Origin of the sequence: Nocardia vinacea NBRC 16497, from assembly GCF_000308835.1 — a bacterium.
Lineage (GTDB): Bacteria > Actinomycetota > Actinomycetes > Mycobacteriales > Mycobacteriaceae > Nocardia > Nocardia vinacea.
In genome coordinates, this window is the sequence record NZ_BAGN01000204.1 from 67617 (window position 1) to 84458 (window position 16842).

Sequence of the window (16842 nt, forward strand, 5' to 3'; positions counted from 1 at the left end):
CCGATGGCGGCCAAGACACTGCGTGATGCGACGACCGGAGTCGGCAAGAAGGCCGCCGACTCCGCGAGCCGGGCCACTAAAGCCGCGACCGGGGCTGGATCGACCATCCAGCGGAAGGCCCAACAAGCCGTCCCGAGCAGCCCCTTGCAGCAATCGGTGCAGAATCTCACCGCGACCCTGGCCGAACGCGCGGCTGCCGGGCTCTCGGGGAAGGTATCGAAGGCCGCCGACCGGCTGAATCAATACGCTGAAGACGGTGGGGGAAATCTACTTTCGGCGATAACGGGAGTGGAAAAACTCAGCCAAGGCGCCTCGCCGCTGCGAGCGACGATGAGTGCGGGCATGGAAAAGCTGAAGCACTCCGTCCGCGGCAACTTCGAAACGCTCAAGGAGTCGGTGACCGGCGGCAAGGGCAAGGGGGGCGGCAAGAAGCGGAAACCGACCAATATCGTCGAGCAACTCGATCTCGGAGTTCCGATCGACCTCGTCTATGACCAGTGGACCCAATTCGCGGACTTTCCGAAGTTCACCAAGAAGGTCGAGCAGGTCGAGCAGGTCGCCGACGAGAAACTCACCTGGACCGGCAAGGTGTTCTGGTCCAGGCGGACTTGGAAATCCACGATCCTCGAGCAGGTGCCTTTCGAGCGAATCGTCTGGCGCTCTTCAGGCGCCAAGGGCTACATCGACGGCGCGGTGAGTTTTCACGAGATCACACCGGATCTGACCCGCATCCTCGTGGTGCTCGAGTACCAACCCAACGGCGTCTTCGAGAAGACAGCCAACCTGTGGCGCGCGGCCGGTCGCCGATGCCGCTTGGAGCTCAAGCACTTCGAGCGGCACGTCATGACCGAGGCTGTGCTGCACCCCGACGACATCGTGGGCTGGCACGGTGAGATCCACGACAGCAAAGTCGTCAAGGACGACGAGACCGCACGGCGCGAGGAACAGGAGAACGCCGAGGCCGAAACTGCGGACGAAGAAGATCGAGAAGAAGAGGAACCGAAGGACGAGTCCGACGAAGAGGAACTGAAAGACGAGTCCGACGAAGAGGAGCCAAAAGACGAGTCCGACGAAGAGGAACCGAAAGACGAGTCCGACGAGTACGACGAGGACGAGCAAGACGAGGACGAGCAGACCGCACCCGCGCCGCCCCGCCGTCGATCGGGCTCGCAGCGCCGCACCACAGCGGCCCGCCGGTCGAGCGAGAGGAAAGCACGAACATGACCATCGAACCCGCAGGCGGTGGCGGAGCCGGCACGATGGCGCGCCCGAATTCCTCCAGCCTCGCCGACGTTGTAGACACGATTCTCGACAAAGGACTGGTCATCGACGCGTTCGCGCGCGTGTCGTTGGTCGGCATCGAATTGGTGACCATTGACGCCCGCGTCGTCGTGGCCAGCGTCGACACGTATCTACGCTTTGCCGAGGCCGTCAACCGGCTCGAAATTTCCACCAGTGAACCGAAGGGCTTGACCGATATCGTCGGCGACGTCACCGAGGGCGCGAGCAAGCACAAGACCAAGGGTGCGCTCGAGGCGGCAGGTGAGAAGGTGAAGGGCTTCCTCGACGACGTCGAGGACAAGCGCCGAACAGCACCCCGGTCTTCGCGGCGCAGGGAGGAATAATGGCTACCGGCCACGCCCTATACGTCTACGGAATCGTCCCCGCCGATGTGGAAGCGCAGCCGCATGCCAGTGGTGTCGGTGATCCCCCCGGCGAAGTCGCAGTGGTGCGACACGGCGAGATCGCCGCGCTGGTCAGTGACATCGCCACCGATCGCCGGCTCGGCGATCCCGATGATCTCGCCGCACACGCCAAGCTGCTGGACGAGTCGGCGGCCGTGGTTCCGGTGCTGCCGCTGCGCTTCGGCGCGGTGATGACCGATGCGGAGGCGGTGGAGAACGAGCTGCTCGGGGAACACGAGGACGAATTCCGTGCCGCGCTGGCGGAACTGGAGGGGCGTGCGCAGTTCGTGATCAAGGGGCGCTACGTCGAGAATGCCGTCCTGCGTGAACTCGTCGACGAGAACGCCGAAGTCGCCCGGCTGCGCGAGGAGATCCACGACAAACCCGAAGACGCCACCCGCGATGCCCGAATCGCACTGGGGGAAATGATCAACCAGGCGATCGAAGCCAAACGCGCCGAGGACACCCGCAGGGTGATTTCCGAACTCGAGGAGTTCGACCCGCTCGTCAACCAACGCCAGCCCACCCACGAGGAGGACGCCGTGCACGTCGCGGTTCTGGTCGACGTGAGTCGGCAAGGCGATCTGGAGGATGTGCTGCGCCGGCTCGCCAGGGACTGGGACGACCGGGTCGAACTGACCTTGCTCGGACCGATGGCAGCCTACGACTTCGTGACCAAGCAGGCACCCGAGAGCTGAACCATGGGTCTGGTCTCAGCGATCTTTTCGTTGCCCCTCGCACCGGTGCGCGGCGTGATCTGGCTGGGCGAGCTGATCCAGGACCAGGTAGAGCAGCAGCTACAAAGTCCCGCGGCAGTGCGGCGCGACCTCGAGGAGATCGATGAGGCCGCCGCGGCCGGTCGCCTGTCCGAAGAAGAGCGGAAACAAGCGCAGCAAGCCGTCCTCGATCGCACACTCCCGTCCTCGGACGGCACGACGGCGACCAAACGGAAGGAGTGACTCGCGTGGCACGCATGACCACTCCGGAAAACCCTGAGGATGTCGACGCGGTGCCGGACGAACCGCCTCCCATCACCGCGGCGCAGGCCTCGGCCGCGGCAATCGAGATCCTCGTGGAACTGACCTCGAAGCATGTGGAGGGAGTCACCTCCATGGAGCCGATCGAGGACGGATGGCTGGTCGAGATGGAGGTGCTCGAGGATCGCCGCATCCCCTCATCGGGGGACATGCTGGCGCTCTACGAGCTCGAGCTCGATTTGGACGGAAATCTGCTGGCCTACCGCAGAACCAGGCGCTACTACCGCGGTAGCACCGATATCGGCGGAAGAGCTCGATCATGACGGTGGTCGGAGGCCAGTCGTCGGCACCGCAGCCGTACGGTGGCGGACATCAGTCGACGAATCTCGCCGACATCCTCGAACGGGTGCTCGACAAGGGCTTGGTGATCGCGGGCGACATCCAAGTGAATCTGCTCGATATCGAACTGCTCACGATCAAGCTGCGACTGGTCATCGCGTCCTTGGAGACGGCCAAGGCGGTGGGCATCGACTGGTGGGAGACCGACCCCTGGCTCAACAGCAAGGCCCACACGCTCGAGCGGCAGGATCACGATCTCGAACTGGAGAACCGGGAATTGCGCGATCGAATCGCCGAACTCGAGGCCGCAGGCAAGCGCCACCAATCCATCGAACGCCGCCGTGAACCCGAGGAATCGAGGGAGCGTGACTGACGAGGTCGGCGTCTGGCTGTACGCGGTCACTCGCGCCACGGACGCCGCGGCGGGACCTGGTTCGATCACCGGTGTGGCGGGCGAGCCGGTACGCGCTGTGGTCTCGGATGGGCTGGCGGCGTTCGTCGGATCGGTGCCGCTCGCGGTATTCGGGGAGCAGCCCCTACACCGGAACTTGGAGGATCTGGACTGGCTGGCGGCGACGGCCCGGGCGCACGACGCCGTGGTGTCAGCGCTGGTGCGCCGCGGCCCGACCGTCCCGCTACGTCTGGCCACGGTCTTTCTCGACGACGAGCGGGTGCGCGAGCTGCTCGACACCAGGCGTGCGGACTTCATCGCAGCGCTGACGCTGGTGACCGGCCGCACCGAGTGGGGCGTGAAGGCCTATACCGACCGTGCCGCCCTCACCGCCGCGGTGGCCGATGCGAGGGCCGCGAGCACGGGGAGCGAAAAGGGCACGGGCACGGCCTATCTGGCCCGTCGCCGCGCGGAACTGTCCGCACAGAAGACCGTGGAACGCGACGCGGCAGAGCGGGCCGAGGCGGTACATGCGCGTTTGGTTCGCCACTCCGCCGCGGGACGTCGTCAAGCGGCGACGGATCCGGCGCTGAGCGGCCGCCGCGACTGGATGGTGCTCAACGGCACCTACCTGGTCGATGACGACCACGCCGGTGACTTCGCCGCGGCCGTGGACGAACTCGACAAGGAATTGCCCGGCATCCGGCTCGAAATCACCGGTCCGTGGCCGCCGTATTCGTTCGCCGGCGTGGACCAGGAGCCGATATGAAACCCGCCGACCAGAGCGTCGACGGTGAGCGCCGGGTCGCACTCGTCGACCTGTTGGACCGAGTGCTGGCCGGCGGCGTAGTCATATCCGGCGACATCAGGCTGGCCATCGCGGACGTCGACCTGGTCGAGATCTCGCTGCGAGCCCTGATCTCATCCATCAGTACGCTGTCCGTGTCCTCGGTCGAGTCCACGGCGGCACACCCTGAACTGGAACCACCCCCGAGATGACCGAAATCGGTGGTATTCCACCGCGTATCGATACCGACCCCGAATCCGTCGAGCGCGGTCTGGTCACGCTTGTGCTCACACTGGTGGAGCTGCTGCGGCAACTGATGGAACGGCAGGCCCTGCGGCGCGTGGACGATGGCGAGCTGACGGAGACCCAGATCGAACGCATCGGCACCACCCTGATGCTGCTCGAACAACGCATGGACGAACTGCGCGACCATTTCGGCCTCACCCCAGAAGATCTCAACATCGACCTGGGTCCCTTGGGAAAGCTTCTTCCCGACTAGGAGGGTGATGGAATAATCCTCGGCGACACCATAACCGCTCTGTTGGGGGAGCATGGGGACGAGAAGAGCTTTGCTGCAAGCGGGTTGGGTGCTGCCGCTGGCCGCGTGTGCGCCGCAGCTGTTGTGGGGCGATTCGGGGTCGATCCGGATCGGGGTGTCGTGGAGCGGGGCGGAGCTGGCTGCCTTCCGGAAGGTGTTGGAGCCGATGCCGTTCGCACGATCGCTGGATGTGATTCCGATGGGCGACGAGGTCGGTACCGCGTTCAGCGCGGGCGGGAAGTCGGCGCCGGATATCGTGCTGCTGCCGCAGGCCGGTCAGGTTCGCGCGCTCGTCGACGACGGTAGGCTTCGGCCGGTCTCCGATGCGCTGTGGACCGACGACCAAGGGGCGCGGTATCCCGAGTTGTGGCGACAGCTGTTGTACCACAACGGAAAACCGTACGGGGTGCCGTTCAAGGCCGCCGACAAGTCACTGGTCTGGTACGACCGGCAGACCGTCGACAAGTACCACCTCGGCGACCCAGCCGATTGGACGATCGCAGATTGGGTCGAGCGGATCGAGGTGCTGGCGGGCACGCCGACCCGGTTGCTCGCCCTCGCCGCGGCGGACGGCTGGGTACTGACCGATGTCTTCGAAAATGTGCTGCGCGCCGAATCTCCGCGCACCTATGACGATTTGACGACCACCACACAGGAGCGCGTCTGGGACCGGCCTGCCGTGCGCGCAACGTTCGAAAATCTCGCCCGGCTGTGGGGCCGACGGCATGCCATCGCGGGCGGCGTCGCGGTGGCGTTGACCCGCCAGTTCCCGGACGCAATTCGAGAGGTGTTCGAGCACCGCCGCGCCGCCATGGTGATCGCGCCGGATTTCGCCGAACCCGTTGTCCGCGAGTGCCTTCGAGCCTCGGGTCGGCGGCCCGAGGAGGCGGTCGGTATCGCACCGTTCCCGGTCACAGGTTTCGGTGGTGAACGGCCACGGATTGTGGGCGGCGATGTCATGGTGGTGACCAAATACGCCGGCTCGCGCGCCGATGAGGTGGTGAAGGCGCTGGCCGCGCCGGAGGCGCCGCTGCCCTGGATTCAGGGCGACGGCGGCTTCATCGCCCCGAATACCCGGACCACCGTGCGCTATTCGGCACTGCTGGAACCGATCGCGCGTTCGCAGAGCCCGTGGAGCGCGTTCGATCTGTCCGATCAGCTGGGAGCGGTGGGCGGCCGCAATGGGTTGTGGCGCATACTGACCGACTTTCTCGTCGCGATCGGTGACGATGCCGCCCAGCGGCCGGATGCCGCGATCGATCGCGCGATCGCCGCACTGGACGGATTCGAGCGGAGTCGCCGATGACGGGTGTGGCCGACTTCCGTGCCAACGGATTGCGCATCGAGCTCGCGACTCGCCGGATGCGCGGCCCACTGATACCGGGCGGGCGGCCGCATCGCTGGCTCGGTTGGGCGGGTCTGCTGGCGGTCGGGTTGATTGCGGCATTGCTGGTGGCGCCCGCGGTGTGGACGGTGGCGATCGCGGTGCCCGCGCGTCCGCGAATCGTGTTCTCCTGCACCCTTGTTGCCTGTGCTGCCGTCGCTTTCACCCTGATCCGCAGGCGTGGATCGCCGAGCCGGGCGCGCCGGTCGGTGCTGGCGGTTTGCGCCGTGCTCACGGCGCTGGGGCTCTGGTTGCTCGCCGATGCCCTGGCCGGCGACGGACGATGGGCGTACCTGCTGACCATGCTGTGGGTCGTCTTCGGTCTGGTCCTGCTGCTCGTCGCCATCGGCATCGCCTGGTTGTCTCGTGATTCGCGCAGGTTGTGGGCGCCGCTGATCGTGCCGTTCGGTATCTCGGCATTCGTCTCGGGTGTCGCCTTCCGGATTATCTTCCAACATCTCGCCACTCGGTTCGGCATCGAAAGCGTTGGCGGGTACCGGATCTGGTTCGCGCTGATGCTCGGTTCGGCGTTTCTGTGGACCTGGCTGGGCTTCCTGACCGGCTTGTTGCGCGCCGATATCCGTGCCATCGAGGCGGATCCGGTGCGGTCGGGCTACCTGCACGGGCAGGGAAAGCGTTTCCCGCTACTGCGCCTGCTGGAATTGGTGCGTCCGATCCTGCTCATCCTCGGATTGGTCGTCGCGGTGGCCGCGGCCAGGGTCTTCGATGTGGTGCTGATCGGGGTACCCGGTTCGATGCAGTATCAGCTCGACAGTGCGACCGTGCAGTGGTGGCGACTGGCCACCGACGGCGATCTCGGCGCGGGTGTCGCCGCGGCGTACGCACTGCCGTTGGCGGTGCTGGTCGGCTTCGTGGCCTGGCTGCCGCGGACCGGCGTGCGCGGACAGCGCGGCGGGCGGACCCATGTGGCGGTTTCGCCGCCGGTGGATGCCAGTCGCCGCATCGGTCCGGTACGCGCGATCGGGATCGCCGTGGTGTCGCTGTTCGCGTTGGTGCCGATCCTGGTACTGATCGCCGTTTGTCTGAACGGCCCCAAGGGATTCGGGCTTTCCGCGCTCACCGGCATGTGGCGCGATGAATCCTTCCGTGCGGCATGGCAAACGACATTGCTGGTGGCCGGGTTGGCTACGGTCGTCGTGGTGGCGGCCGCACTTCCGGTGGCGCATCGACTGGCCGCGGGGCGTCAGGAGGGCGTGGTCTCGCGGATCGCGGTGGTATCCCTGGTCGTCCTGTCGGTGCTGCCCGCGCAGAGCTACCTGGGTTCCCTCGATGCGTTCATCGACACGTTCAACTTGTCCGGCACCAGGATTCCGTTGATCTTCGTGCACGCCGCCGCGGGATTGCCGATCGCGATCCTGATCCTGCGCGGTGCGATGCTGGCCCCGCCGGACACTCCGGCCGATGCGGCGCTGCACGGGCTGGCCAGTCCCGGCACCGTCACGCGGCGGCTGCTGGCATCGGCGGGTCCCGCCGTGGTGGCGGTCGCGGTACTGGAATTCATCCAGGTGTGGAACGACTTCTTCATCGGGCTGATGATGAACGGCGCGGGTGCCAGCCCCTGGTCGTTGCTGCTGTGGGGCGAGGCGCGGCAATTCAACGAGAACGCCCCGGAATTGGCGGCCGGGTCGCTGCTGTCGGCCGTGCTGCCCGTGCTGCTGTTGCTTGCCACGTGGCGGCGCTGGCTGGTGCCGGGACTGACCGGCGGGACGCTGTCGTGACTGCGCCACGCGGATACGAGGCGCCGCAGCAGATCACGCCGCGGTCATCGATCTGGGAGGGTGTGCTCGGCACCGCGGAGGTCGTCGCGTGGGCGCTGGTACTCGAACTCGGTCGCAATATCGTGGTCAACTCACTCGGCGACAGCGATGTCGTCAAGGTGATCGGCGGGGTGCTGCGCGGGCTCGCCATCGTCGCCGTGCTGGGCGCCGGCGCGTATGTGGCTTACCGACGCATAGACAGCTTTCGCGAAAGAGTGCGCACCGAAAGGGAACTCGCCCTGATCGCCGAACTCGTCGAACCCGGCGAGCCGGTACGCTTCGTCGACACCAGAAACTGTCCTGATCCGCCGCAACAGCTTTCCGAACTCGATCACGATCCCATCCTCGCCGCATTGCGGGACCTGCCGGTCCAGGAATTCGAGACAGCCGCTCTGCTCGCGGTGCTGTCTGCCATCCTCGAGGCGCCGACCCGGTTACCCCCGGATTCCGCCCCCGACGGGCGCACCGCGACCCTGTTGCTGGCCGACCTCGAGGTACGCGGAGTCCTCGATTATCTCGGCGCCGACCGATATTGCCTGCGCAAGGCTCCGCGGCTGCCGCTCACCGCGGAGGTCGTGCGCGGACCACACTGGCGGGCGGCGTTGTGCGCACTGCTGCATCACTACGCGGACCGGGCCAACCGCTGGGCGATCGCCTTGGAAACGGTTCGTTTCGCCAAGGGGGCGCGGCGCTGGTTCGAAGCGGAAGAAGAATATCTGCGCACGCTCTTCCCGATTCCGGCGACGCGGCTACCGACGGCGGCGGTCCACGAACTCGCCAGAATCGCGGACGCCCTCGACGTCTGGTTCGCCCGGAAGGGTTTGCCCGAGAATGCCTACGGCGTCGCGCAGGCGCTGTGCGAACTCACCGATCCCGACGACTTCCCGCTGCGTGGCGAGCTGGCTGCACTGCGGGCGGGCCGCCTACGCCGACGGCCGCCGAAGTACCGGCCACGCGCCCTGTCCACCAGCCTGTCCGCGCGCTGGTCGCACTACACCGCCCTGCATCGACTCGAGGCCGCGCCGCCGAGTCCGACCGTGCTGTCCGAGTCGGCAGAACAACTGGAGGCCGCCTGGTGGTTGCTGCCGCGAGCGGATCCGGCCGGAGCGGTCTGTGCGCTGATCAACCTGGCCGTCGTCCACTTACATGAAGGTCGTCTCGACGCTGCCCAGGACCGCCTGGAATTGGCCGAATCCTTGACCCGTGACGGCCGCGATCCCGCCGGTCGTGCTCAGACGCACGAAACACTGGGCGTCCTCTGGTGGACCCGCGGTGAACCCCGCCGGGCCCTTCGGCATTGGCAACGCGCTCTCACCGCCTACCGCGAGCTCGAAGACGATCTCGGTACCGGCCGCTGCCTGCAGCACCTCGGATCGGCGGTGGTCCTCGCGCCGGAACACGGTGGTCTGCTGCTGGGTAACGACCCTGCGCTCACCCGTGCCGAAGTTCTCCGGCAGGCCGGCGGCTGGCTGGCCGCCGCCCGCCGCCTGCACCCCGCCGCCCTGCACGCCGAACATTATGCGCGCCAAGCCGGTTCGACACTGCACACCGTGGATCGCTGGCCGCTGCCCGCCCCGGATCCGCAATAGCCGGTCACCGACTGTGGAACAGTTCGATCGAGACACCACCTTCGACGAATTCGGACCAGTGCTCGCGGGCTGATATCCCTGGACTCGGCAGTCGAAGCGTTGCAACCGGACGATCAACCCGACACCCTGGTTGCCGAACTCATGGTCCGGAATATTTCCGAAAATGAGACCTCTCGAACGATCAGACCCCCACCCCGGATATCAAGTTAGTTGAATTCGTACATCGCGCGGCAGAACAGCGCATTCTGAGTCTTATAAGATCGGTGCCCCGCAGTTCATGACGTACCTCGGATTGGGAACGACGCATCATGTCCACGTCATACGGACAACAGGCGCTGCGTCACGACCCCTACCCGGACGCAGGCGAACATGCGCGGCAGCAGTCGGCCGGTGGTGGCACTCTTTCCCACCGGATCGGCTACGGAAATTGGCGCGAGATTCCACTCGACCGCGACACGCACAGTATGACAATCGGGCGGTCGGAGGCGGCCGATATCACCGTGACCGCCGACGCGACCGTCTCGCGCCTGCACGCCATAATCAAGCGGTTGAGCGACTGCTGGGTCGTCATCGATAATGGGTTGTCGACAAACGGGACTTTCGTCAATGGCGAACGTATCGGCGGGTATCACAAACTCGAGTCCGGCGATATGATTCGGCTCGGCACATCGGTATTCATCTTCACCGACGGCCACCCATCCGAGGATGAACGAACGATTGCCCAGGCCGGTCTACCGGCCCGTACTGCGCTGACCGACGCTCAGTATCTGATTCTCGAGGCATTGTGTCGCCCGTACGACGCTGAGACCGGGTTCACCTACCCCGCATCGAACTGGCAGATTGCAGACGATCTCTGCCTGAGTGTCGCCACCGTGAAGACTCATATGCGGGCGCTGTTCAAAATATTCGACGTCGAATCCTTCCCGCAGAACAAAAAGCGCATGTTTCTGGTTGAGCGCGCACTCGACAGCGGCGTGATCGTCAATCACCACCACGGGCGGTAGGACTTCGGCTGGAATGTGCGGTGATTCAGCTAGATCGGGTGGAAACCCGCTCCGATAGCACCGCGCACATCGATGTCGTCCATGATGGCGGCGATATTCGCGCCGAGCTGCGGTCCCAGGCACGGCACCTTCAGGTATCCGTTCACCATGCCTACGAGCGTTGTGCCGACCACGACCGGGCCGCCGGAGTCACCGGGAAGGACGCATATCTGTGTCCAGGTCCAGGTGTTGGTCTGGAACGCATCTCCGTAGGCCAGCCCGCAGGTCTGGCCCGTCGTATAGCCTTCCTTGCACGCGATGTCCGGGAACTGCGCCGGACCGCCCAGACCGGTAATCGTCGTATTACCCACGCGGTTCACGGGTACGACCTTGTCCGGATCGAACACGATGACGGCGTAGTCCATATCGTTGTTCGCGTAGGCGAAAGTGCCCACGACGCCGGCGTCACGGTTGGCGTCGGAAACGACCGTGGTACCCGCGTCACCGCAATGACCTGCGGTGAGCCCGACCAGCCGACCCGCGGCATCGTGCCCGATCGTGGTGAGCGTGCAGACGCCCTGGTCGTTGACGATGATGCCGGAACCGCCGCCCAGTACCGACGGGTCTGTGGCATGCGCAGTGCCTACTTGCACCCCGACCGGCGCTGCGCATGCTGCGAGCACAACCGCAGCCCTCGCGAGCTTCCTGAACATGTCCAATCCAATCGCTGAGCTGCAACTATCCGGTCATGCGAGGCAGACGGCCGTACCGAAGGGGAAGATCGGCGGTACGAAGCAGACCCACCACAGGAATGGGTTCCACCACAAAATGGCAGGCTCGACCTGCGGGGGGAGTTGTTCGGAGGCGGGCGCCACCTGGACAGGTGCAGGGGGAGCGGCCGGGGCGGGAGCGGCGGTAGCCACGCCTGACCCGAGAGCAATCATCGGTGCGAGCGCTGCCGCTGCTGCGGCTGCGCGAATCTTGGTGCTGGTCATGATGGTTCCTTCGACTGAGCTTCAGGGACGCCCTCGCCCGTCGAAGGCCTCCCGCACGTGGACACCACCAACTCTCCTCGTAGAGTGCGCGGAAGATCATCCTCCCCCGGGTTGGAAACACTCACACCTCAGTGGCGCGAGCCGTCGCCCCCGGGGCCATCGGAGCACGTCATCACAAAGAAAGAAGTGATAGGTACGCGCTGCGGATTCGGTGGCGCGATGATGTTCGGTATGGGTGAGACCATGCGGGTTACCCGAGTGCCGACATGAACACCGCGGCGCCGATTGCCAGGGTCGACAGAATCATCGAGACCGCCCACCGCGTTTACTTCGGTAACCGTGCCGCTACCGATCGCCTCGAAGAGGGCGCGCGACGGCTGCACGAACCGCTGCGCATCGCATTGGCCGGTGCCGTCAAAGCAGGAAAGTCGACACTGCTCAACGCACTGGTCGGCCAAGATATCGCCCCCACCGACGCCACCGAATGCACCCGCGTCGTGACCTGGTACCGGCACGGTGCCACGCCGACGGTCATCGCCCGCCTCGCGAGCGGCCGGGCCGAGTATGTGCCGATCCAGCGGGTCGAGGGTGGTCTGACGTTCGACCTCGGCAAGCTTATGGCCGCGCAGGTCGATCGAATAGACGTCGACTGGCCGGTGCCCCGCCTCGCGCGTACCACGATCATCGACACCCCCGGAACCACGTCATTGTCGAGGGATGTGTCCGCGCGCACACTGCGGTTGCTGACTCCGGACACCGGCTCCGCCGGAGCCGATGCGGTGGTCTATCTGTTTCGTTCGCTCGACGATTCCGACCTCGCACTGATTCGTCAGATCGGCGAGCACGTCGGCGGCAACGCCGGTCCGCTCGGAATCGTCGGCGTCCTCTCGCGGGCAGACGAACTCGGTGCGGGCCGTCCGGACGCAATGCACTCCGCCCGCGTGGCCGCCAAAGACTTCACGCGCGAATTGGAAACGACGGGCCTGTGTCAGGCGGCCGTACCGGTTGCGGGTTTGCTCGCCTTTACCGCGAAAACGCTTCGACAGAGCGAGTTCGTGGCCCTTCGCCAGCTTGCCACGGTCGCACCGGCCGACCTGGAATTGGCCATGCTCTCGGCCGACCGATTCCAGCGAGCCGACTTTCTGCCGATTGATTCCGCGGCGCGACAGCACCTCGTCAGACGTCTGGGGCTGTTCGGAATCGGCTTGGCACTGACGCGATTACGGTCCGGAACCAGCGATTCGGCGGCTCTGGTCGACGAGTTGATCGCACGCAGCGGCATCGGCGAACTCGAGCGCGTCATCGACATTCAGTTCGGCCAGCGGGCGGACGAATTGAAGGCACATACCGCGCTGCTGATGCTGCGGCAGATATTCGCCGCCGACCCGGCCCCGCAGGCCGTACCGCTCGGCCGGGAAGTCGCGACACTGCTCGCGAATGTGCACGGTTTCGAAGAACTCCGGCTCCTCAGTCGGCTCCGCTCGACCGAGACGGTGTTGTCCGAACACGAACTCACCGATCTGCAACGGGTGATCGGCGGTCACGGGACGGGGCCGGCCGAACGCTTGGGAATCGAACCGTTCGCGGTCGCGGGTGTGGGCCAGGACGTCGCATTGGCGGAAATCAGACGATGGCGATCCCGGGCCGACCACCCGCTCGCAGATCAGTTCACCGCCAATGCCTGCATTGTGGCGGCCCGCAGCGCCGAAGGCGTGCTGAGCGAATTGCGGCGGGGTCTTCGATAGCACTGCTTATGAAACATGCCTGGTGGGGTACGGGAGTTGCGTGGTGGTTGTCGCGGCAGGTGAAGGCGTGTCGTTAACTTGTTCGGTTACCGCGGGCTGCTGTGGCTCGGTCTTCGGCGCGCTGTGCGCGACAATTCCGACAATCGCCGCTGCGAGCGTAGCAATCGCCGCCGCGGCGAGAAGTGCTTGTTTACGACGTCGACTGCCGACCTTTCTGCCACCTCCGGTCGATTCCGGCGCCACCGGATTCGCGGCTGCGACTGCCACCGGCGGTGTGCTCGCGACCGACTCGGCGGACCGAGGCGGTTCCGGAGCTTGCGGCGGGGTAGCGGGAGTCGGTGTCGGCATTGATAGCGGCGGCACCGGCGCCGATGGGGCGGCACTTACCGAAGACCGCGCCAGCAGCGCAGCGCCATTCGCCGATGTGAGGCCGGGATCGGGTTCCGCTATCACCGGTACGTGCAACTCCGCGGACAACACCTCGGCTACGAGCGGGGTTGCCGACGCTCCGCCGGCCAGCACTACCGCTCGCACGTCGCCGGCATCGATTTCGTTGGTGCGCAGGGCTTCTCGGACAAGTCCGGCGGACTCGACAACCTGCTCTCTGATCAGATCCTCGAGCTCCGAGCGGACAAGTCGCACATCGTGACGCACGGGTCCCAGCTCCACCTCGATCACCGCGGCAGTTTCGGTGGAAAGTGTCTCCTTGGCCAGCCGGCAGCGCAGCCGCAGTTCGTTCAGTGGCGCCAGCAAAGCGGGGGCCGCGAGATCGATGTCTCCGAGTTCGTCGGCGAGACCTCGGAGAACGTGCCGCAAGATGGCGTCATCGATGTGCTTGCCACCGAATTCCGCGCTGCGGACCGTTCTGCCGATCTGTTCGGTACCGCGGGCCACCGAGACGCTGAGGCCGTTGCCGCCGAGGTCGTACACCACGACGGCGCCGTCCGAAGGCAGCCCACGTGTCGACTCGACACGAGCGAGAATCGATCCGACCTCGTCCACGAGTGCCACACCGGCCATGTCCATCCGATCGAGCGCATCGCGAAGCGCCTGTACGCCCTGTGGCTGCCAGTAGCTGGGATATGTCGCCGCGATGGTGGGCGGCCCGGCGAACACACCGGCCGAATACCGCGTCAGGTACTGGACGGCGCTGGCGACGAGTTTCTCCGGCCGATGGGCGGAACCGTCGGCGGCGACGAGATCGATCGGGTCGCCGACGCGGTCCACGAATCCGGTGACTACCAGTCCCATGTGCGCCGGACGGGGACCGCTGCCGATTGGAGACAGTGTTGGCGCCATGCCCTGGGTCATGATCAACGTCGCCTGGTGCTGGGTCGTCTGGAGACGTGGGGCGCGCCGCTCGGAACCTCCGGACGCCGCGTCAGCTGCGGTGACGAAATCGGCCGTGCCGATCTTGATGCCAAGACTGCCGGACATGCACACCTCTCGGTTGATGGTCGCTGGGGATTTGCGCTTATAAATCTCCTGCACAGACGGACCGTCTGCCATATCCCCAAGTGGTGAACCGGACCCCGCATGGGGTGAGGTTCGTTCACCCAAGGTGGAATCGGCTACGTTCGCTGCGACTGCACGGCACGCAGCCGGGTAGCGCCTTCGCGAACTCTGGCCAGCGCGGTCAAATTCTGCTCGACCTCGGCCGCACGCTTTTCCCGCGCCACGCGCTCCATGCCCGCTGCGTCCTGTGCTGCCTTCATCGAACTCTGCAGTGACGCCAAGGCTTGCTCGGCAGATTCCTTGAAGTGATCGCGCAGCTCCCGCTGCACATTCCGGAGGCGGTCACGGGAGAGCTTGTGCACCTGGAAGGACACGTCGTCGACGTACTTTCGGAGCGTGAGCTGAGCGACGTTGCGGCGGCGGGCCAGTCGTCCGGCGCGGTCCTGCTGGTAGGCCTTCACGCCGATCACGACTCCGGCTCCGATCGTGATCGGGTTCATCATCGCCGCGCCGACCATGGTGGCGCCCATGCCGATCATCATCGCGCCGCTGTAGCCACTGCGAACCGCGGTCAGGCCCCTGTCCGCCAGCGAAGCCTTCATATCGCGCAGCTCACCGATCTGCAGCCGTGGGTCGATCAGGTCGCCTTCGCAGATGGCCTCGAGCACGGGAAGATCGACGCCGTTGCCGTCCGCCGCGAACGATGCCGCCACCCGCTCGGCCAGTGCCTGAGCGGACTGGTATGCCCAGACGAAATTGTCGCCGACCGCAGCGTTCACCTCTTCCTGCACCCACTCGGTCAGCACCGGCCATTTCTTGTCCGGGTCGCCGTCCGCGAGCTCGGACTCGATGTGTTTGTTGATGCTCCGCAGCCGTTCCCGAAGGTCGTGGTCGATCTCGGAATTGAGGTCCGCGACACCGTCGTTCAATACCTGCTGCCACGACCGCGCCGACTTCACCTGCGCGTCCGACATGTCCTTGCGCGCCTTCAACTCCTCGGCCATTCGCTGCTGGAAGCCTGGGTCCCGCAACGCATTCAACTCCGCCTCGAACGGCACGGTCAGATGGTGTGCGACGGACTCGATATCCCGCGCTATGCGGATGCGCCGTTTGGTTGCGATGTCGGCGAGACCCTCGGTGCGCAGGAACGCGAGCAGGTCGGGATAGCCGGATTCGGCATTGAGTTCCTTGTCGCGCAGGCGTACCGCATGGCCGCGCAGCGTCGACGAAACAGGAATGATTCGGCAGCCGACTCCGGCATCGGCGAGGTGGCGCCGGTCGGCGTCCGCGATTCGGCGCCATTCGGGGTAGGTGTCGACCTTGGTCAACGCGATGACGGCCGTGGGGCACAGACCGATCACCTGCTGTACGAACCGAAATTCGGGTTCGGTGAACTCCTGGCTGGCGTCGGTGACGATGATGACGGCGTCCGCCAGCGCCACCTCGTTCAATACTCGCGGGACATGCCGCTGGCCGATGCCGCCGACCCCCGGGGTGTCGATGAGGGCCAGACCTTTGGGCAGCGTCGCGGTATCGATGCCGACCTCCGCGCACACCACCTGACCGCCTCGCGCGTGCGCGGACTTCGCCAGATCGGACTGCAACTCACCGAATGGCAGTGCAGTCGCGACGGGAGTTTCGGCGTGCGGCATCTCGACCACGAGCTTCGCCACCGGTTCGTCCGCGTGCCGGACGATGGTGACCACCGTGGTGGCTCGACGGTCACCGACTACGCAGACCTGCTCGTTCAGCAGGGCATTGATCAGCTGGCTCTTGCCCTGCTGGCGCAATCCGACAACGGCGACCCGCATGGCAGCGTCGGCGGATCGGCGGCGCACGGATTGGAGGGTGCCGACCAGGTCTTCCCGGTCGGCCGACTGTGCGAGTCGGATCAACCAATCGAACAGGGGCGGGACGGCAGCCGCCGATCCACCGGTCGGCAGTTGATCGGCTCGCATGCTCAGAACATGTCCATGGCGTCGGCGATGGTGTCACCGATATCGGCCAAGGGCCCTTCGGAAAACATGTCTTCCGTCCCAGCGCCCATGCCGAGGCCGTCGGAACCCGTGTTGTAGACATCAACGGGCGGCAGGCCGTCGTCCATGGACATCTCGTCGATCGGTTGCTGGTCCATGGGCGGCTGTTGGTCGGCGGGTGCCTGCTGATCGACAGGCTGTTGCTGATCGGCAGGTGCCT

The 16842-nt window shown here is 65.7% G+C and carries 19 protein-coding genes; 14 read left to right on the forward strand and 5 right to left on the reverse strand.

What is annotated here, in order from left to right; all coding sequences use genetic code 11:
• The first annotated feature begins 3 nt into the window (after positions 1–3).
• From ON44_RS28950 to ON44_RS29010, 13 genes are all read left to right on the forward strand, one after another.
• Complete coding sequence (locus ON44_RS28950) at positions 4–1224, forward strand: SRPBCC family protein (protein ID WP_083898211.1); 1221 nt, start codon at positions 4–6, stop codon at positions 1222–1224.
• On the forward strand, positions 1221–1625 hold the full coding sequence (gene gvpJ, locus ON44_RS28955) for a gas vesicle protein GvpJ (protein WP_051182557.1): 405 nt from the start codon (positions 1221–1223) through the stop codon (positions 1623–1625). The genes ON44_RS28950 and gvpJ (ON44_RS28955) overlap by 4 nt, the downstream gene beginning before the upstream one ends.
• Positions 1625–2383 carry a GvpL/GvpF family gas vesicle protein gene (locus ON44_RS28960; protein WP_051182558.1) on the forward strand — a complete coding sequence of 253 codons (759 nt, stop codon included), beginning with the start codon at positions 1625–1627 and terminating at the stop codon, positions 2381–2383. Before gvpJ (ON44_RS28955) ends, ON44_RS28960 begins: the two co-directional genes overlap by 1 nt.
• A gap of 3 nt (positions 2384–2386) precedes the next feature.
• Complete coding sequence (locus tag ON44_RS28965) at positions 2387–2644, forward strand: gas vesicle protein GvpG (RefSeq protein WP_040695643.1); 258 nt, start codon at positions 2387–2389, stop codon at positions 2642–2644.
• A 14-nt stretch (positions 2645–2658) separates the two neighbouring features.
• Complete coding sequence (gene gvpO, locus ON44_RS28970; protein ID WP_051182559.1) at positions 2659–2985, forward strand: gas vesicle protein GvpO; 327 nt, start codon at positions 2659–2661, stop codon at positions 2983–2985.
• The gene (gene gvpJ, locus ON44_RS28975; RefSeq protein ID WP_040695644.1) at positions 2982–3374 is read left to right on the forward strand and encodes a gas vesicle protein GvpJ; all 393 of its coding nucleotides are present in this window, start codon (positions 2982–2984) and stop codon (positions 3372–3374) included. Before gvpO ends, gvpJ (ON44_RS28975) begins: the two co-directional genes overlap by 4 nt.
• On the forward strand, positions 3367–4161 hold the full coding sequence (locus ON44_RS28980; RefSeq protein WP_040695646.1) for a GvpL/GvpF family gas vesicle protein: 795 nt from the start codon (positions 3367–3369) through the stop codon (positions 4159–4161). The genes gvpJ (ON44_RS28975) and ON44_RS28980 overlap by 8 nt, the downstream gene beginning before the upstream one ends.
• Entirely contained in the window at positions 4158–4391 is a 234-nt protein-coding gene (locus tag ON44_RS28985) for a gas vesicle protein (protein WP_051182560.1), read from the forward strand. The genes ON44_RS28980 and ON44_RS28985 overlap by 4 nt, the downstream gene beginning before the upstream one ends.
• Positions 4388–4678, forward strand: coding sequence for a gas vesicle protein K (locus tag ON44_RS28990; RefSeq protein WP_040695647.1), 291 nt, complete (start codon positions 4388–4390; stop codon positions 4676–4678). The genes ON44_RS28985 and ON44_RS28990 overlap by 4 nt, the downstream gene beginning before the upstream one ends.
• A 52-nt stretch (positions 4679–4730) precedes the next feature.
• Positions 4731–6023 (forward strand): ABC transporter substrate-binding protein, encoded by a 1293-nt coding sequence (locus ON44_RS28995; protein WP_040695649.1) that lies wholly within the window; start codon positions 4731–4733, stop codon positions 6021–6023.
• Positions 6020–7840, forward strand: coding sequence for an ABC transporter permease family protein (locus tag ON44_RS29000; protein WP_040695651.1), 1821 nt, complete (start codon positions 6020–6022; stop codon positions 7838–7840). Before ON44_RS28995 ends, ON44_RS29000 begins: the two co-directional genes overlap by 4 nt.
• A complete protein-coding gene (locus ON44_RS29005; protein WP_040695652.1) occupies positions 7837–9468 on the forward strand; it encodes a tetratricopeptide repeat protein in 1632 nt (543 codons plus the stop codon). Before ON44_RS29000 ends, ON44_RS29005 begins: the two co-directional genes overlap by 4 nt.
• Positions 9469–9776: 308 nt before the next feature.
• A complete protein-coding gene (locus ON44_RS29010; RefSeq protein ID WP_083898209.1) occupies positions 9777–10472 on the forward strand; it encodes an FHA domain-containing protein in 696 nt (231 codons plus the stop codon).
• Positions 10473–10501: 29 nt separating this feature from the next.
• On the opposite strand, the gene ON44_RS29015 is transcribed toward ON44_RS29010, so the two are convergent.
• Positions 10502–11164 (reverse strand): S1 family peptidase, encoded by a 663-nt coding sequence (locus ON44_RS29015; protein WP_040695653.1) that lies wholly within the window; start codon positions 11162–11164, stop codon positions 10502–10504.
• A 33-nt stretch (positions 11165–11197) separates the two neighbouring features.
• Positions 11198–11446, reverse strand: a complete 249-nt coding sequence (locus ON44_RS51385; protein ID WP_169338109.1) for a hypothetical protein — start codon at positions 11444–11446, stop codon at positions 11198–11200.
• A gap of 266 nt (positions 11447–11712) precedes the next feature.
• On the opposite strand from ON44_RS51385, the gene ON44_RS29020 reads away from it, so the two are divergent.
• Positions 11713–13191, forward strand: coding sequence for a dynamin family protein (locus ON44_RS29020; RefSeq protein WP_040695654.1), 1479 nt, complete (start codon positions 11713–11715; stop codon positions 13189–13191).
• 6 nt (positions 13192–13197) lie between these two features.
• Here ON44_RS29020 and ON44_RS29025 read toward each other — a convergent pair whose 3' ends face one another.
• From ON44_RS29025 to ON44_RS50575, 3 genes are all read right to left on the reverse strand, one after another.
• Positions 13198–14628, reverse strand: coding sequence for an Hsp70 family protein (locus ON44_RS29025; protein WP_051182561.1), 1431 nt, complete (start codon positions 14626–14628; stop codon positions 13198–13200).
• A gap of 134 nt (positions 14629–14762) precedes the next feature.
• Positions 14763–16604 (reverse strand): dynamin family protein, encoded by a 1842-nt coding sequence (locus ON44_RS29030; protein ID WP_040695655.1) that lies wholly within the window; start codon positions 16602–16604, stop codon positions 14763–14765.
• 2 nt (positions 16605–16606) lie between these two features.
• Positions 16607–16842 (reverse strand): hypothetical protein (locus ON44_RS50575; RefSeq protein ID WP_218007651.1); only part of this gene is annotated, 236 nt, incomplete at its 5' end.

What these genes read in the sequence shown, in the direction of transcription:
- ON44_RS28950 (WP_083898211.1), top strand. Translation starts at nt 4, where the DNA reads ATGGCGGCCAAGACACTGCGTGATGCGACGACCGGAGTCGGCAAGAAG.
- gvpJ (WP_051182557.1), top strand. Translation starts at nt 1,221, where the DNA reads ATGACCATCGAACCCGCAGGCGGTGGCGGAGCCGGCACGATGGCGCGC.
- ON44_RS28960 (WP_051182558.1), top strand. Translation starts at nt 1,625, where the DNA reads ATGGCTACCGGCCACGCCCTATACGTCTACGGAATCGTCCCCGCCGAT.
- ON44_RS28965 (WP_040695643.1), top strand. Translation starts at nt 2,387, where the DNA reads ATGGGTCTGGTCTCAGCGATCTTTTCGTTGCCCCTCGCACCGGTGCGC.
- gvpO (WP_051182559.1), top strand. Translation starts at nt 2,659, where the DNA reads ATGACCACTCCGGAAAACCCTGAGGATGTCGACGCGGTGCCGGACGAA.
- gvpJ (WP_040695644.1), top strand. Translation starts at nt 2,982, where the DNA reads ATGACGGTGGTCGGAGGCCAGTCGTCGGCACCGCAGCCGTACGGTGGC.
- ON44_RS28985 (WP_051182560.1), top strand. Translation starts at nt 4,158, where the DNA reads ATGAAACCCGCCGACCAGAGCGTCGACGGTGAGCGCCGGGTCGCACTC.
- ON44_RS28990 (WP_040695647.1), top strand. Translation starts at nt 4,388, where the DNA reads ATGACCGAAATCGGTGGTATTCCACCGCGTATCGATACCGACCCCGAA.
- ON44_RS28995 (WP_040695649.1), top strand. Translation starts at nt 4,731, where the DNA reads ATGGGGACGAGAAGAGCTTTGCTGCAAGCGGGTTGGGTGCTGCCGCTG.
- ON44_RS29000 (WP_040695651.1), top strand. Translation starts at nt 6,020, where the DNA reads ATGACGGGTGTGGCCGACTTCCGTGCCAACGGATTGCGCATCGAGCTC.
- ON44_RS29010 (WP_083898209.1), top strand. Translation starts at nt 9,777, where the DNA reads ATGTCCACGTCATACGGACAACAGGCGCTGCGTCACGACCCCTACCCG.
- ON44_RS29015 (WP_040695653.1), bottom strand. Translation starts at nt 11,164, where the DNA reads ATGTTCAGGAAGCTCGCGAGGGCTGCGGTTGTGCTCGCAGCATGCGCA.
- ON44_RS51385 (WP_169338109.1), bottom strand. Translation starts at nt 11,446, where the DNA reads ATGACCAGCACCAAGATTCGCGCAGCCGCAGCAGCGGCAGCGCTCGCA.
- ON44_RS29020 (WP_040695654.1), top strand. Translation starts at nt 11,713, where the DNA reads ATGAACACCGCGGCGCCGATTGCCAGGGTCGACAGAATCATCGAGACC.
- ON44_RS29025 (WP_051182561.1), bottom strand. Translation starts at nt 14,628, where the DNA reads ATGTCCGGCAGTCTTGGCATCAAGATCGGCACGGCCGATTTCGTCACC.
- ON44_RS29030 (WP_040695655.1), bottom strand. Translation starts at nt 16,604, where the DNA reads ATGCGAGCCGATCAACTGCCGACCGGTGGATCGGCGGCTGCCGTCCCG.